Origin of the sequence: Fusobacterium sp. SYSU M8D902 (assembly GCF_040199715.1) — a bacterium.
GTDB lineage: Bacteria > Fusobacteriota > Fusobacteriia > Fusobacteriales > Fusobacteriaceae > Fusobacterium_A.
The window spans coordinates 2,215-19,100 of record NZ_JBEFNA010000035.1; the positions used below are offsets into that span (position 1 = coordinate 2,215).

15 protein-coding genes are annotated in these 16,886 nt (G+C 25.6%); all 15 read left to right on the plus strand.

The genetic code is table 11. The features are described 5' to 3' along the window. The first annotated feature begins 351 nt into the window (after positions 1 to 351). The gene (locus ABNK64_RS09940; protein WP_349764262.1) at positions 352 to 750 is read left to right on the plus strand and encodes a helix-turn-helix domain-containing protein; all 399 of its coding nucleotides are present in this window, start codon (positions 352 to 354) and stop codon (positions 748 to 750) included. 276 nt (positions 751 to 1,026) lie between these two features. Beyond that, positions 1,027 to 3,591 carry a type IV secretory system conjugative DNA transfer family protein gene (locus ABNK64_RS09945; RefSeq protein ID WP_349764263.1) on the plus strand — a complete coding sequence of 855 codons (2,565 nt, stop codon included), beginning with the start codon at positions 1,027 to 1,029 and terminating at the stop codon, positions 3,589 to 3,591. 100 nt (positions 3,592 to 3,691) lie between these two features. Then, positions 3,692 to 3,925, plus strand: coding sequence for a hypothetical protein (locus tag ABNK64_RS09950; protein ID WP_349764264.1), 234 nt, complete (start codon positions 3,692 to 3,694; stop codon positions 3,923 to 3,925). A gap of 33 nt (positions 3,926 to 3,958) precedes the next feature. After that, positions 3,959 to 4,204, plus strand: a complete 246-nt coding sequence (locus ABNK64_RS09955; protein ID WP_349764265.1) for a hypothetical protein — start codon at positions 3,959 to 3,961, stop codon at positions 4,202 to 4,204. A 204-nt stretch (positions 4,205 to 4,408) separates the two neighbouring features. Then, complete coding sequence (locus tag ABNK64_RS09960; RefSeq protein ID WP_349764266.1) at positions 4,409 to 4,621, plus strand: hypothetical protein; 213 nt, start codon at positions 4,409 to 4,411, stop codon at positions 4,619 to 4,621. Beyond that, the gene (locus ABNK64_RS09965) at positions 4,618 to 5,082 is read left to right on the plus strand and encodes a hypothetical protein (protein WP_349764267.1); all 465 of its coding nucleotides are present in this window, start codon (positions 4,618 to 4,620) and stop codon (positions 5,080 to 5,082) included. Before ABNK64_RS09960 ends, ABNK64_RS09965 begins: the two co-directional genes overlap by 4 nt. Beyond that, entirely contained in the window at positions 5,079 to 7,163 is a 2,085-nt protein-coding gene (locus ABNK64_RS09970) for a DNA topoisomerase (RefSeq protein WP_349764268.1), read from the plus strand. The genes ABNK64_RS09965 and ABNK64_RS09970 overlap by 4 nt, the downstream gene beginning before the upstream one ends. Before the next feature lie 130 nt (positions 7,164 to 7,293). After that, positions 7,294 to 7,473 carry an AbrB/MazE/SpoVT family DNA-binding domain-containing protein gene (locus ABNK64_RS09975; protein WP_349764269.1) on the plus strand — a complete coding sequence of 60 codons (180 nt, stop codon included), beginning with the start codon at positions 7,294 to 7,296 and terminating at the stop codon, positions 7,471 to 7,473. A gap of 99 nt (positions 7,474 to 7,572) precedes the next feature. Beyond that, complete coding sequence (locus tag ABNK64_RS09980) at positions 7,573 to 10,104, plus strand: autotransporter domain-containing protein (protein WP_349764270.1); 2,532 nt, start codon at positions 7,573 to 7,575, stop codon at positions 10,102 to 10,104. Positions 10,105 to 10,300: 196 nt separating this feature from the next. Then, entirely contained in the window at positions 10,301 to 10,537 is a 237-nt protein-coding gene (locus tag ABNK64_RS09985) for a hypothetical protein (RefSeq protein WP_349764271.1), read from the plus strand. Positions 10,538 to 10,546: 9 nt separating this feature from the next. Next, positions 10,547 to 11,254, plus strand: coding sequence for a hypothetical protein (locus ABNK64_RS09990; RefSeq protein ID WP_349764272.1), 708 nt, complete (start codon positions 10,547 to 10,549; stop codon positions 11,252 to 11,254). A gap of 109 nt (positions 11,255 to 11,363) precedes the next feature. Further along, entirely contained in the window at positions 11,364 to 11,984 is a 621-nt protein-coding gene (locus tag ABNK64_RS09995) for a hypothetical protein (protein ID WP_349764273.1), read from the plus strand. Between the two features lie 93 nt (positions 11,985 to 12,077). Then, positions 12,078 to 12,767 (plus strand): hypothetical protein, encoded by a 690-nt coding sequence (locus ABNK64_RS10000; protein ID WP_349764274.1) that lies wholly within the window; start codon positions 12,078 to 12,080, stop codon positions 12,765 to 12,767. After that, positions 12,760 to 15,411, plus strand: coding sequence for a carboxypeptidase-like regulatory domain-containing protein (locus tag ABNK64_RS10005; protein ID WP_349764275.1), 2,652 nt, complete (start codon positions 12,760 to 12,762; stop codon positions 15,409 to 15,411). Before ABNK64_RS10000 ends, ABNK64_RS10005 begins: the two co-directional genes overlap by 8 nt. Positions 15,412 to 16,074: 663 nt before the next feature. Next, a partial coding sequence (locus tag ABNK64_RS10010; RefSeq protein ID WP_349764276.1) for a hypothetical protein occupies positions 16,075 to 16,886 on the plus strand: 812 nt, incomplete at its 3' end.

Sequence of the window (16,886 nt, forward strand, 5' to 3'; positions counted from 1 at the left end):
CAATATAGTTAATACAAGTGGATATAAGTGGACAATATAGTTAATACAAGTGGATATAAGTGGACAATATAGTTAATACAAGTGGATATAAGTGGACAATATAGTTAATATAGTTAATATGAATAAAATATAATAAAATTAAAGTGTATATGTAGTGGGCAGAAAAATTGCACACAACAAAAGCACTAAAATTAATTGTTATAAAGTGGGCAGAAAAATTGCACACAAGTGGGCAAGAAATTTGCACACAAGTGGGCAAGAAATTTGCACCAATCAATAACAGATATCAAAAACTAAAATTAAAATCAAATCATAATTATTGATTTTATTTTAATTACTAAGGAATAGAATATGGAATTAAAAAATTATTATAAAAATAAAATTGAAATAGGAAAAATTTTAAAAAATCTAAGAAAAGAAAAAAAAATTTCACTTGCAAAATTATCCGTTTTAAGTGGAATTAATATAGCAGATATTTATAAGATTGAAACAGGAGAAAAATTAAAAATAAACCCATTTCATTTAAAAATATTATCTGAAATTCTAAAATTTGATTACAAAATTTTATATAAAAAAATAGGTTTTTTGGAAGAAACAGATTTTTTAAAAAAGGAGGATATAATGAAGATTATAAATATGACATCAATAGAAAAAGAAAAATTGAAAGAAAAATTAATTATTTCAGAAGATGAAAAAGATATAGTATCTATACGAGATATTCATTCTCAAGTATTAAAAGAAGATGAATAGTATAATTTTTTAATGAGGGCTTTGAAAAATTCAATGAAGTTTACGAAGTTGTAATTTTGATAAGCTCAACAGGGGTATGGGTACTCCCATAATAAATAAAATAATATGTTATACTTAATATGTTAGGAAACTCGAGTCAAAGAACCGTAAACCTTGAAATTATAATGTATATCATAAATATGGAAATTCGAGCCAAAGAGCCGTAGACCTGAAAAATAACTGTGAAAACAGTAGTTTTTTAGGTCTTTTTTATTTAAAAAATATTGTGGAGGAAAAATGTATAAAAAGAAAAAATTTTTAATAATGTTAGAACTATTGTTTTTATTACTTTTAAATAATTTATTTATGTATTCATTAGGCAATAAATATATAAATATTACCAATATATTAAAACCAACTTTAATTTTAAATAAAAATAAAATTGGTAATAATGAGGGGATTTATTTTAATTTATTTTTATTATTTAATAAAAATTTAAGTTCAAAAGAACAAGAAAATTTTAAAAAATTTTTATTATTTGGAAATTTAGGATTATTTTATTTTATATACATTTATAAAAAACAGAAATTAGATTATTATGGAACAGCTGAATTTGCTAACAATAATGAAATTAAAGATATGAAAATATTAGATCCTTCAGATGGGGTAATTTTAGGTTTAACTCAAGATAATAAACTAATATCTCATAATGGAGTAGAACATTTAATGGTAATGGCTCCAACTCGTTCAGGAAAAGGTGTAAATACAGTTCTTCCAACATTATGGACTTGGAAAAGTTCCGTTATAATTAATGATATTAAAGGAGAATGTTGGGATTTAACAAGTGGTTTTAGAAGAAGTGTTTTAGGACAAAAGTGTGTATACTTTAACCCGATGGATTCATCAGGAGAAGGTATATGTTATAATCCTTTAGCTCTTGTAAAAGTAGGAACAGGAAGTGAACAAGAAGATTCAAGAGTAATAGCAATGACATTAATAGATGTAGATGGAAAAGGAGAAGCAGACCATTGGATAAGTTCGGCTATTAATCTTTTAACAGCCGTTATTATTCATGTTAAATATGTAAATATAAATGCTACATTTTTAGATGTAATGAAGTTTTTAACAGATCCAAACGAACCTTTAATAGATAAAATGGGAAGAGTTTTAGCAAAAAAATTAAATGAATATGGAGAAACAATTGATGATGATACTTACCAAGTTTTTAATCATTATGAAACTTTAAAAAATCAAATTGGCACTAATTTGGATTTTATGGAACTATATAATGAATTAACAACATTACACCCATTAGTTGGTTCAACTTTTTCATCTTTAATGAATACTCCTGATAAAGAGAGGGGTAGTATTATTTCTTCATGTGTTAATAAACTAAAAATTTTTGGTGACCCAAGAATTATGAAAAATATACAATCTTCTGATATTACACCTAGAGATATTATGAATAATAAAATAAGTTTATATTTAATTACCCCACCAAGGGCAATAGATATGACTAGACCATTATTTAGACTAATAATAACTCAAACTATTTTTGAACTAACAGATAAAATGGAATTTGGAAATAGAAAAAAAATAGAAAAAGAGAAACAAACTTTAGTAAAAAAATTTAAAGAAAATTTATTTAATTTTTTTCAAAAAAAAGAAGAGAAGAAGGAAAATTCTAAAAATAAAAGAATTTTATTTTTGATAGATGAATTTCCTGCTTTAGGAAACTTAGGATTATTAGAAAAAGCTTTAGCCTATATTGCTGGATATGGTCTTAAAGTATTATTAATTACACAAGCTATATCACAACTGAATAAAATTTATGGAAAAGATAATAGTATAATAGCTAACTGTCACGGACAATTATATTTTACCCCAAATGATAGTGAAACACCTAAGTTAATATCGGATATGTTGGGAACTAAAACTATTAAAATAGAAACTAAGAGTAAAACAAAAGGTCAAATAACATATAGTGAAAACTATCAAAGTAGAGCATTAATGACACAAGGAGAAGTAAGAACATTACCTTTTGAAGATACTATTTTAATAATAACAGGAAAGAAACCAATACATGGAAAAAAATTATTTTGGTTTAAACATGAAAAATTTAAAAATAATGTTAATTACAATATTCCGTATAAATCTTATTTAGAATTATTAGAAAAGATAGAAAAAGAAGGATATGATGAATATGTTCTTGAATATTTAATATATAAAAAAAATGGGTATAAGCCTTTAAAAGTTATAATTGATAACCTTGGACAAGATAAATTTATTGAAGAAATTTTAAAATTAGATAAAAATTATCAAAAAAAAATGGATAATTTTTTTAATTTATCTGAAAAAGAAAAAGAAGAAAAGAAGAATAAAATCGCTTTTTCTTTATTAAAAAAACATTATGGTAAAAGAAGAGCGAATGAATTATTGAGTGAATATTTAGATGATTTTAGAGATGAAGAGTTTATTAGTTGTCTTATTACTCAAGATGGAAACTTAGAACAAATGCTAGATAGAAATTTAAAAGACATAGAAGAAAAATTAAACATAAAAGAAAAGTTAAATGTATTTATTATACATGAATTAAAGAAAAAAAAGATTATGGATTCAAACTTACCTATAATTTCTACAATTTTACCTTTTTTATTAAAAAAAGTGAATGAAAATTATTCTTTTGAAAATTTAAAAATAGATTTATCAAAAATTATTTCAGATTTTGATTTTAATAAATTTATAACCATTTTTTTAGAAGATGTCAATTTATCATTAACAGAAATTTATAATAAATTATTAGATTTAGAAAATTATATAAATAATGATACTGTAGAATCAGATGGATTAATAGATTTTTAAATAAAAAGGTAGATTTTTTTAAAAAAATCTACCTTTTTATTTATTTTTGCAAATGAATATGATATAATTTTTTTAAGAAGAAAATAAGGGGGGAATTTTTATGTCTAAGCATAGTTCAGAAGCCATAGCACAGGCTACTGTAAAACTCTTTAACGATTTAGAAGCAGAAATAAGTGGAAAAAAACCTTTAAAACTTTTTCCAAAGTTATATACTCAATATGAGTTAAATAAAAAAGTCAACAAAGAAACAACTATTATAACATATGTCAATTTTAGCTGTAGTATGAAAATAGCTAACATTGATTTTCTTATAGAAGAAGGTTACTTAAAATAAAAAATGGAGAATCTTTGAAGAGGTGGAATAAAAATGATAGATAAAGAGACCAAAGAGTTTAGAAATCTTGGAGTAGGGAAAATATTTACTTGTGGAAGTAAAAAATTAAAGGTAAGTGAATCAGAATGGGAAGATTGTGATGATTGCATATTTAATGGTCCTTTTATACCTTGTGAGGTATTACAAGAACTAGGAGTTATACCACAATGCAATGCTGAAGAGAGAAAAGATAAAAAATATATAATCTTTGAAGAGGTGGAAGATGAGATTAAAAACTAGAAGAAAGGGAAGTATTTAATAGTTTTGATGAGCATGGTATGCTTTTAGTTATGAAAGGAATTTGCTTTTATGTCGATAAAAATACAAAAATAGTAGTAATTTGGAAATTATATACTATCTCATTAAGGAGCTGTATATAAGAATAAAAAACTCTGGGACTATGAAGTTCAAGATACAACAGAGTGGAATAAAATAGAAGAATTTATGGAAAGATTATTAAGTTCAAACTATAGGTGGAGAAAAATGACAAAAACATTTTATTTTGGGAAATCAGGAGAAATTATTACTGAAGCTAAACAAAAAGAATGGCTTAATTACGTTGGAAAAATTTTAAATATAAAAGGGAAAAAGTATTTGATCCAAAATATTAAATTTAATAATGATTTTGTAGAAGTTACGGGAGAGGTGGTTTTATGAAAAGAATAGGATATGATAAAGTATTATTAGCTTTTCCTGATGTAAAAGTTAATAATGAAATTATTGTAAGTCTTTCTTTAATAATAAAATATAAAGTTTTTTATGAAGAAAAAGAAATATTTTTTGATGAAACAACATTTGTTGATAAAAATGTACCCTACATAAATGTAGATAATTTTTTAAAATGTTCAGTAGATAAAAATGAAAAAGGTTTTTTGAGGTTTGAAAAAAAATTTGAAAAAGATCTAGAAAGACTGGGGTTTACTTTTAGCTGGGAAATTGCAAGCTACATGAAAGAGATAAAAGTGGACGATTATATTGCAGAATCACAAGAGATAGCAAAAGAAGAGTTTTATAAAATTTTACAAGAAAATATAGATAATTTTGATAATAGTGACAACAAATCTGCTCAAAATACATGTTATTGTAATTATCCTGTTGAAAAAGGAGAAAAATTATGAAATTGATAATTGCAGAAAAACCAAGTTTAGCAAAAAATATTGCTAATGCTTTAGGAGTTAAAGAAAGAAAAGATGGATATATAGAAAATAGTGAGTACATTGTATCTTGGGCTTTTGGACATATTTTTGAATTGTACTCAATTTATAATTATTTAAATGATAATGAAATTAAATGGAAAGAGATACCTTTACCATTTATTCCAGGGAAATTTTTGTATAAATTAAAAAATGATGAAGGAATAAAAAAACAATTTAAGATACTAAAAGAGTTAATTAATAGAAATGATGTTACAGAAATAATCAACTGTGGTGACGCAGATAGGGAAGGACAGTTAATTATAGATAATATTATAAAAGAAATAGGTACAACAAAGGCAATTAAAAGACTTTGGTTGCCTGAACAAACAGAAGAAACTATAAGAAAAGAAATTAGAAATCTAAAAAACAATGAAAATTATAGAAACTTATATAATGAAGGATTATCGAGAACAGAGTTGGACTGGCTACTTGGAATAAATTTAACAGTTTATTTAACTGTTAAAAGTGGTCAGAAATTAGCTTGTGGGAGAGTCTTAATTCCCATTGTAAAATACATATATGATAGAGATATGGAGATAAAGAATTTTATTTCTAAAAAGTATTATCAAGTTGAGGGAATATTAGAAAAAGATAATATAAAAGTTACTTTAACTGATGAAAGAAAAGAAGATACGAAAGAAAAAGCTAATGAAATAGCTAAAAAATTAAGTGGTAAGGTTAAAATTATAGAAATAGAGAAAAAAGAGATAACTAAGCAACCAAGCAAACTTTTCTCTCTATCAACTTTACAAAGTTTTTTGTCTAAAAACAATAAGATAGATTTTGCAACATCATTAAAATCTATTCAAAGTCTTTATGAACAAGGATATATTACATACCCTAGAACAAATACAGAGTATTTAGCAGAGAATGAAAAAGATAAGGTAAAAAAAATTATAGAAACTTTAAAAGATTATCCTTTAGAGTTTAAAGATACAAAAAAGATATTTGATGATAGCAAAATAGAGAGCCATAGTGCTATCACAATAACAACCAAAGTACCTCAAGATTTAAAAGATAATGAAAAATTAATTTATGAAGTAGTAAAAAATAGATTTATTTCTAATTTTTTATCAGAAAAAACTATAACAGAAAAGACAACAGTAACAATTCAAAGTTTAAAAGATGAAAATATAACTTTTAAACTTACTGGGGAAACTGTTGTTCAAGAAGGATTTTATAAATATGAACCTAAAGATTTTAAAAATGAACTGCCACAATTCATTGAAAATGAAGAGTTTGAAGTAAAATTTGAAGCTAAAGAAAAGAAAACCTCTCCATCAAAGAAAGTTACTGAAGAAGAACTTTCTAACTATCTTAAAAATCCATTTAAAAAGGAACTAAAAGATAATGATGATGAAGCTTATAAAGCTATTTTAGAAGGGGTAGAAATAGGAACTGAAGCAACTAGAACAGGAATAATTGAAAATGCAAAGAAATATGGGTATATATCACAAAAAAAATCAACTTATTCTATTGAAATGCTTGGAGAAAAATTAATAGAAATACTAGATAAACTTAATATCAATCTCTATTCAGAAAGAACAGTAGAATTTAGTAAATTACTAAAAAAAATCTATAGAGAAGAAAAATCTATAGATGATATATTAGATTTAGCAAAAAAAGAATTAAATAACATAATCAATCAAAATGTAGAAATAGAAAAAATAAATAAAACTAATAATTTGGATAGTTTAGGAACTTGTCCAATATGTGGAAAAAATATATATGAAAGAAAATCAAAAAATGGAAAAATATTTTATTCTTGTGAAGGTTATAAAGAAGGTTGTACCTTTACATTATGGGAAGATACAAAGTATTTTGATAATACATTAAAAATTACAAAAGTTAAAGCTAAAAATTTAATTGCTGGAAAAAAAGTGGCTTTTAAATTAATCAGTAAAAATAAAAAAGAATATGAAGGGTATCTAACTTTAAAAATTAATGGTAAATACATTAATTTTGAACCAGCTGGTTATCCTGAAAAAAGTAATAAGAAATAGAGAAGGTTATTATGGAAGAAATTCAATCTAAAGATTTAAAAAATTTTCTTGACTTTTTCAAAAAAAAGTAGTATAAATAATTATAACGTACAAAACGTACGTTATAATTATAAAATTAGGAGACTTTTTTATGAGAAAAAAAATTATAAAAGCCTTTAAATTAAGTTCCAGTGGAAAAAATAATCTTCATTGGAGATTGTTAATTCCTAAAGAATTTTGGGAGTCTATGGAACTTAACGAAGGAGATAATGTTGAATTATCTCTTAATGATAATAAAACATTAGAAATAAGAAAGGTAGAAGTAAAATAAAAAAGTCCTCCACACAATGCAGAGGATTTTCTATATGAGTACTTAGCAATACTATTATATAGTATAATCCAAAAAAAATCAATGGGAGGAAGAAAACTTATGAATTTTTTAGAAAAATCATTAAAAAGAGGTTTAAAAAACAAAGTAAAATTAAATATTGCTACAATCGTAGCATTTTTAATAACAGGAGGAATTAGTTATTCAGCAGAGAATTTTATAGTAAAAGATGACAATAATACAGAAGTATTGTTATTATTAAATGGAAATTTTTCTAATTCAAATAATAAAAAAATTGAAAATATTGGGAAATTTATTCCTAAAACACCATGGACTGATCTTGTTCCAAGTAAGCCAATAGAGAAGCCTGAGATACCATGGACTGATCTTGTTCCAAGTAAGCCAATAGAGAAGCCTGAGAACACAATAGTAATAAAAGAAAATAAAAATACTGTTGAAACAGCTTTTACAGTAGATAAAAATAAAAAATTTATTATAAATAATGGTGTAACAGTTACAGTTACATCAGATGTAAAAGCAGTTAATAAAGGATCAGAAATAGAGCCTAATTGGCAGTATGATAAAATAGTAGCAGGAATAATCAACGGAGGAACAGCAACAAATAATGGAACTATTATAGCTAATGGTTCTATTGATACAGCAATAGGAGAGAATGGAGATACTGTAAAAACAGGAGAAGGATATGGAGTTTATCAAACATCAGGAACTTTCACAAATAATGGAACTATAAAAATTCAAGGAAATGGATTTGATGGTGATGGAGATAAATCCTTCGAAACAAAAGGAGGAGTAGGAGTATTTGTTGCAGGAGGAACAGCAACAAATAATGGAACTATTACAGCTAATGGTTCATTTGAACTTTCAGATGGTAGCATAGGACTTCCAATGGGAATAGGAATGAAAGCAGTAGATGGAACTATTATAAATGGAGAAAAAGGACTTATAGAAAATCAACACTTTTCAATGTATGTTGAAGGAAAAGGAACAGCAATAAACAATGGTGCTATCAATACTGAATTATTCGGACTTGTAGCAACAGAGGGAGGAAATGCAATAAATAATGGTACTATTAATGCTTGGTTTGATAAAACAGGAGAAGCAGGAAAAGCACTATTTTCAAGTTCATATACAGGAACAAAAACTACTATAACTAACTCTGAAACAGGAGTAGTATATGGTTCGGTAACAGCAGATGGAACAGGAGCAAAAGTAATAAATAATGGTACTATTTATGGAGAAAAAATAGAAGCAAATAAAGGTACTATTGTAAACAATGGTACTATTACAGGAGAAGCAACAAAACCTATTGTAAATGTAGATGATGGAAAGTTTGTACAAGGAAAAAATGGCAAACTTCAAGCTGATACAGTAAATGGGGATATATATATTTCTGGAACAGTTGCAAATAGCAACTTTAATGATACTATTGTTAAAAAAGATAGTATTATAGTTAATAACTTAAATGGAGAAGTTAAATCAGATTCATTTATGTTCAATGCTAAGTTAGAAGGAAATGATGTAGTGTTAGTAAGAAAAGATTTCCATGAGCTTACTAATAAATCAGAGATAGCTGATTTCTTAGAAGGGGCTTATGATCCAAGTGCTAAAGAAAATGTATATTTAACAGATCTATTGAATAATTATCAAAAGATAACTAATGCAGATGAGTTTTACAGAGCTTCAAATGCGACTTTTGGTAATGATTTATTACCAAACTTATCTAAACAAACATTAGATATGATAAAAATTAATAAAACTTTATTAGTGGATAACATTTTCAATGTAGACACTAATAAGGATTTAAGAGTAATTGGAGGAGCTAATTATTCAAATAAAGATGTAGATTCTACAAATTTATCAGGGTATGATATGACAATATCACAAGTATTCTTTGGAGCTGATAAAGCTATATCAAATAATCAAAGATTAGGAGCAGTTGTTAATGTAGGGAAATTAGAAGCTGATTTTGATTTCAATAATGCTAATAGAGAAGATACTTTTGGACAATTAAACTTATACTCTATTTATAAAAAAGACAATTTACAAGTAGTAAATAGTCTATTTGGAGGAATAAGTACAGGAGATTATGAAAGAACTTTATCTTTCCAAGATATATATAGTAATTCAAAGTCTGATATACATACTAATTACTTTGGATTAAATAATATGGTAAGCTATAAAATACCATTAGATTCATTTTATATTACACCAAAAGTAGAATTAAATTTTACACATATGATGACAGATGGAATAGATGAAAGTGGAAGATATGGTCTTAAATCAGATGATATTAAAACTAATTCTATTGAAGGTGTAGTAGGACTAGAACTAGGAAAAAATATTATATTTGATAACAATATAAAACTAACTTTAAAAACTTATGGAAATATAAACCATGAGTTTGGAGAACCTAATAAAGAAATGGAAGTTAAATTTAAAAATGTTACAGGAAATAGCATTAAGTTAGATAAATATGATAATGATAGCACTACATTTGATTTAGGTGTAAAAGCAGAATTAGGAACAGATAGCATAAAAGGATATGTACAATATAATTATAATTCTGATGTAAAAGAAAATATAATTTCATCAGGAGTATTATATAAATTTTAAAAAAAGGTAGATTTTTTTATAATAATATGCTATACTTAATACGTTAGGAAACCCGAGTCAAAGAACCGTAAACCTTGAAATTATAATGTATATCATAAAGGAAATTCGAGCCAAAGAGCCGTAGACCTGAAAAATAACTGTGAAAACAGTAGTTTTTCAGGTCTTTTTTATTTTAAAAAAGTTTAAGGAGGTTATTGTGGATATTAAAATTATTATAGATAAAGATGAAATTCATTATGTTAATTTAAATTCAATTAAATTAAAAGGAGAAAGATTATTATTAAAAGGAATAGATTGTTCTTTAATAATTGCAAAAAATAATATGATATTTGAAGAAAAAAATGCAATTCCAATGATTGTTGATTATATTGAAATTGGAGGAATTTCTTATTCTAAGGAAGATTATGAAAAAATATCAAAAATATTAATTTAAGGAGGAAATATGAAATTATTAATAGGCTTATTAACACTCTCTATAACATTTTCAAGTTATGGAATGTTATTACACCCAATAGGATATGATAAAGTTCTTGATGAAGATGGAACAGCATATTCCGAATTTTATTTAAAAAATACTTCCAAGGATATGCAAAGATATAAAATTGAAATAAAAAGTACAGGAAAAGAGAATGATATATCTAAACATATGTCAGTTTATCCTAATCTATTAAAGGTAGATGGATTAACTGAAGAAACATTTAAAGTTTATGTAGAAGATGATGGAACTATACATAATGGAGAAAATAATTTTATCTTATCTATAAGATCAGTAAGTGTTCCATCTGTAGAAGATGTTAAAGACAAAACTAAACAAAATATGACATTTCAAGTAGGAATGAATGTTGAAATGTCAGCCTATAAAGGAAAATTTGATAAACCTCTTACAATTGTAAATAGTAATTTTGAAAATATAAATCAAAAAAAATATTGGAAATCAGAAATTTCCAATTCTACTGGAAGAGGAATAGAATTAGGAATTGGTTTTTTAGATAAAGCCAATACATTAATAGACGTCAGAACTAAAGGACGTTTATTTAATGGATCATCAACAATAATAAAGGAAGAAATTCCAAAAGGAGCTAAATATATTGTATTTTATGATTACAATAATTATAAAATATTTGGAGATCAGAAAATAAAAATAAAATAGATATACTTCAGAAAATTAGATAGGAGGAAATTATGAAAAAAATAGGAAGGTCACCACCAATCAAAGTAAAAAAGTAAATATAAAAAAATAAAATTAATAGGAGGAAATTATGAAAAAAATAACAACAATTTTATCAGTTTTAGCATTGTCGTCGTTAGCATTTGGAGCACATGTAGCTTCTAATCAACAATTAGTTGATTCACCAATAGGAATGACAACAAAAGGCGATTCAGTAGGAGCAGGAGTACCATTTGAGGTTAGAGTAAATGTAATACCTAAAGGTCCAGAGTTAGGAATTTTTGATGAAAATGGAAATCTTTATGATACTATTGTTTTCGATCATGGAACAAAGTTAGCAGGAAAATTACCAAGAAGTGTTGTTAAGAAAACAGTGATACTTCAAAGAGCAGATGGATATGCCTTTTCAGCAGACAAAAACGGGCAAGTAGGTTCTACTACTTACACAGGAAAATTTGCTGTAGACTCAACTCTTTATGATGAATCAAAAAATACATTAACATTAGAGAAACTATCTTCATCAACTGATACAGATAATACTGTAAAAACAATGAAAACAGAATTAAACTTCATAAAAGGTGATAGAAATGTTTCAGCTACTGATAATCAATTAAGAACTGAATTTAATTCAGTTATTTTAGCAGGAACTGAAGCAGTTGGTGGTCAGTATGTTGGTACAGGAACAATCCAAGCAACTTTAACTGTAAAATAAAAATTTACTAATTATTCCCGTTAATTAGTTAAATTTTTTTAAGGGGGAATGGTATTTACCATTCCCTTTTTAAAAAATTTAAGGAGGGAAAAGATGAAAGGTAAAAGAATAGTAATATGTTTATTATTTATATTATGTTTTTTTAAAACATATTCTTATATAAGTGTTTCTCCTATTCTTTTTGATAAAAGAATAGATAATGGTGGAGCAGTACAAGAATATTATATAACAAACACCTTAGCTAATAAAATTTCATATAGAATTTATTTAGAAGAAGGTAAAAATGATATGTCAAAATGGATAGAATTTTATCCTAAGAATTTAGTTTTAGAAGCAGGAGCAACTGGGAAAATAAAATTATTTATTGAAGCACCTGAAGAACAACAAACTGGGGAATATACAGCTATTTTAGGAATTAAAGAGATAAACACTCCTAACATTGAGAGAGAAGGAAATTTGTCTATTTATACAAATTTGAAAATTGAAATAGCTGGTTTTATTGGAGATTTGAAACCTAAATTAAAAATAGAAAATTTAAAATTAGAAAATAATTCTATTTCAATGGAAATAGAAAATACAGGACAAATTAGAACAAAAGCAGAAGTTTTTTTAAAAAATAAAAATAAAGAAGAATATTTAGGCTCTATAAGGCTTTTAAAAGCTACTAAAAAACTTTTTTCAACTAAACATTCAAGTGAAGTACAGAAAGGCTCTAAAATAGAAATTAGAGATTTAGAAGGGGAATTAATAAAAAGTTTAGATTTAAGGAGGGAAAATGAGTAAAAAGTATTTTTTTATTTTATTTTCAATAATTTCTGTATTGAGTCAAGCTCAAGGAAATATAGAAAATATTGAAAAATTAAAAGGAGTATTATCAGAAGAAGATTATATAATCTTAACAAATGCTTATTCTAAAGAAGGAAAGCAAATCTTTAACCTAATGATAAATGGAGAGTTAAAAAGTAAAGATTATTTGGTTTGGTATGAAAAAGGTAACACATACTTTTCCTTTTTCAATTTTTTAGAAGCAATTAATTTTAAAAATTACACTCAAGATCCAAAAAATGGAAATATAACATTATATTTGGGAGAGAATTTAGAGAGAGTAGTTTTAAGTGTAAAAGATAATTATATAGATTACTCTGATGAAAAAATAAAGTTAAATCAAAACGATCTTCTTTTAAATGGAAGAGAGATTTATATAAATTCTGAATTGTTTAAAAAAGTGTTTTTAAATAATTTGAGAATAGATAATGAAAGACAAAAAATAAATATGAATTTAAATTTCTCTTCGCCTGAAGAGATAAATGTAAGATTAAATCTTACTAAAAATTTAGTAAAAGAAGAAAAAGAAAAGAAAGAAATCATTTTTAAAAATAAAAATAAAGCTTTTGAATTAGGGTATTTAAGAACAGAAGCTAATAAAATTTTTACTAGAGATAAAAATAGTGATGATAGTTCTTTTAAAGATGATTGGGAAGCTAGATTAGAATATCAAGGAGCTTTTTTATTCGGAGAATTAAATGCTGAATATGATTTAAAAGAACATCTTCTTGGAGATGTTAAACTTGCTTATGATGAGATTTATAATAAGCATACTTTAGAGTTATCTAGTTTTAAATATGGAGATAATGGAGCTAGAGAGAATGGAATTAGATTTTGGAAAGATAAAGGCTATTTGGTAACAGGTTCTAAAGATTATATTTTAAAAGAAAATGTACCAATAGGATCAAGAGTAGAACTTATTTATTTAGGAAGTGTCATTGATATTCAAACAGCAATCAATGGAGAAGTTATATTTAATAACAAAAATATAAAAGAGGATAGAGAATATATTTTAAGAGTATATACAGAAGATGGAAAGATTTATGAAAAAATTATAAATACAACATCTGATTATAACCAACAAAATAAAGGAGAGTGGGAATATGATTTTGATATAAGAGAAGATCACGAAAGCAATAGATATAGAATAAATGCTATGACTTATTATGGACTTACTGATAGTTTAACAGCAGGAGCAGGGTATATCAAAGAACCTCGTACAATAAACGAAAAATTTGAATATGTAGATAAAGGAAGAGGAGAATTAGTATTTAGTAATTCATTAAAAGGTTATCAATATACTTTGAGGGTAGGTGGAGAAAAAACTTTTAATAACTATGTAGATGATATAACTTTAAAATCTACTGATGATGAATATAAATATGATTTTTTAGGGCAAATAGATCTTCAAAATTTTAGATTAAAATATCAACAAGAAAATTTTGGAGAATATTATTATGATAAATTTGAAAAAACATTAGGTTTAAAATATAAACCTTTAAAATCTCTAGAATTAGAGTGGGAAAAAGTATGGAAAGAAAAATATAGTGATTTATCTTATAGTGAAGATGAAATAAAGCAAACTGGGGATAGATTTAGAATAGAGTATTCTAAATCTTATAAATCATTACTGGCAACAGCAGAATATGAAAAATCAACATTGTATGATGAAGAGGATCAATATTCATTGAATCTTTATTATACAGGTTTTAGAACCTTCACTACAAGACTTGAGAATACATGGAAAGAAAATGGAAAATATGAAACAGCTTTTTCTGTTTTTAGCAATGGTAATGATTTGTTTGATTATACTCTTGAAGCAAGATATTCTGAAGAAAAAAAGGATAGTTTAACATTTAGATTTAACCTTAATTATAATAATTGGTTTAATTTTGAAAGTGAAGTAGATAAGAAAGGAAACCAACAATATAAAGTAGGAATAGATAGAATAACTGATTTAAGAAATCCTAAAGCTAATATTAAGAGCATAGAGAGTTCTCCAGTCGAAGTAACAGCATTTATTGATCTTAATAATAATGATGAGCTTGATAATGGAGAAGTAGTAGCAAAAAATATTGAAGTTAAATTAGCTGGAGAAACTAAAAAAACCAATAAAGATGGGAAAGCTATATTTTTTGGTATACCAAACAGAGTGTTATATGATTTAAATGCAGAAATAAAACGTCCTAGTTTAATTAAGACTAATATTCCACTTAAAGTAGAAGGAAGGAATACAGCAACAATAAAAGCTTATTTACCTATAAAACCTATGACTACATTAACAGGACAAATAAATGTCGCAGAAATATTAGAATTATCTAATTTAGATAAGATGAGAATTTATGAAAATATTATTGTTACTATAAAAGATATATCAGGCAATGAATTAGAAACAACTATGCCTGATGAAACGGGAATATTCCAAGTATCAGGATTATTACCTACCAAATATTTAATAGAAGTTAAATATATTGGAATAGATTACTCAATAAAGGGTATTAATGAAGTAGTTCAATTATCATATATTGAAAAAGGAAAAGACGGTAATTTATTTGTTTTTAATTTTACTGATAAAAGTATTCAAATGAAGAGAAATATCTAAAGGAGGAAGAGAAAAAAATGAATAGATTAAGTGTACAAGAAATGAACGGGGGGGGGGTGCTATGGTAGAATACAGAGCATTATTTTCACCATAGTTCTCTATCTCTCATTAATAAGTAATAGTTTTGCAGAAGTACCACATCAAGTAATTTATGAAAATCCTTCAAAAGAGGTAACTAAAACAGAAACACTAAAAAGAAGGGATAAAGCAGAATTAAATATAACAGTAGAGAAAAAGAAAAGTAAAGAAGTAGTAGGATATGTAGCTGGAAACAAGGTAATAATTCCTAAAGAAGAAAATCCACAAGTAAATTTAGAAGATTCCTATGAAATAATAGATAATCTACAAGGAAAAATATCTAAAGCATATGCAATAACTAAAACAGAAGAAGGAATAGAAATAGAAGGTACAAAAGTACCTGAATTTCTATATTTAGTAGGTAAAACAGGAACTTGGAAATGGAATAATAGAAAAATAGAATTATATAGCGTATCAACTCATAAATACGATATTAATTATACTATAACAATCACTGATGAATATGAAGGAGAGTGGATAGGAACAAATGACTTACCAAAAGGAGTAGAAACAAATTTTGGGGGATTGATTCTTTCCAATCGAGCAACCTATAATGTCTTACAACAATTTGGAATAAACAAAACTATGTATTATGATGAACTAAATCGACCAGGTGCAATTGAGAGTGCAGGAACTAAAAAGTTTTTATATATTAGACATGATAACAAAAATTGTTTAATAGAAACAGATAATTATTCTGGAGGGAATGGACCTTTTAGATGTATTATAAAAATAAGTGATTGGAAAGATAAAAAAAATTTTAATTTTACAATTACTTATTTAACACATCATAGTGGAAAAAATATTGGGCATGATTCAGGATCATATAGTTATAGGAATAAATATAATTGCTATTTTAATGTGATATATAAGGAATTGACATTAAAAGGACAAAGTTCTCTTACTGTTAGAGAAAAATATCCTACTAATCAATTCATTCAATTTAATTCTACACCTTTTGAAGCAGGAAAACCTTTAGCTTTAGAAAATTCTTTAACTGATGTAACATTTAATACATCAGGTAAAGGTATTGTTACTATGCAAGAAGGAGATTTATTAGAAATTGATGGAAAGAAAACTACAATAGGAGTAGGAGGAAACTCAGGAGTTCAAACAGCTACTATTGGAGATCTAAAATATTCATATAAAGTCGAAGCAGGAAAACTAAGACTTGCATTAAATGAATGGGGTATATTAGAACCTAATCATAACTTAATGATAAGAGTTTTTAGAAGTGAAAATGGAACTCAAAGAAAGATGGTGGAACATACACTAACAATAGATAGTCCAAGAAGAGTAGAAGGAGCTAATAATATTAAGATAGATAATAACTATCAAATTAGAAATGTTATTAAGTTTAGTGGAATTTCATTAAATGCACCATCAAGTTTTGCTTT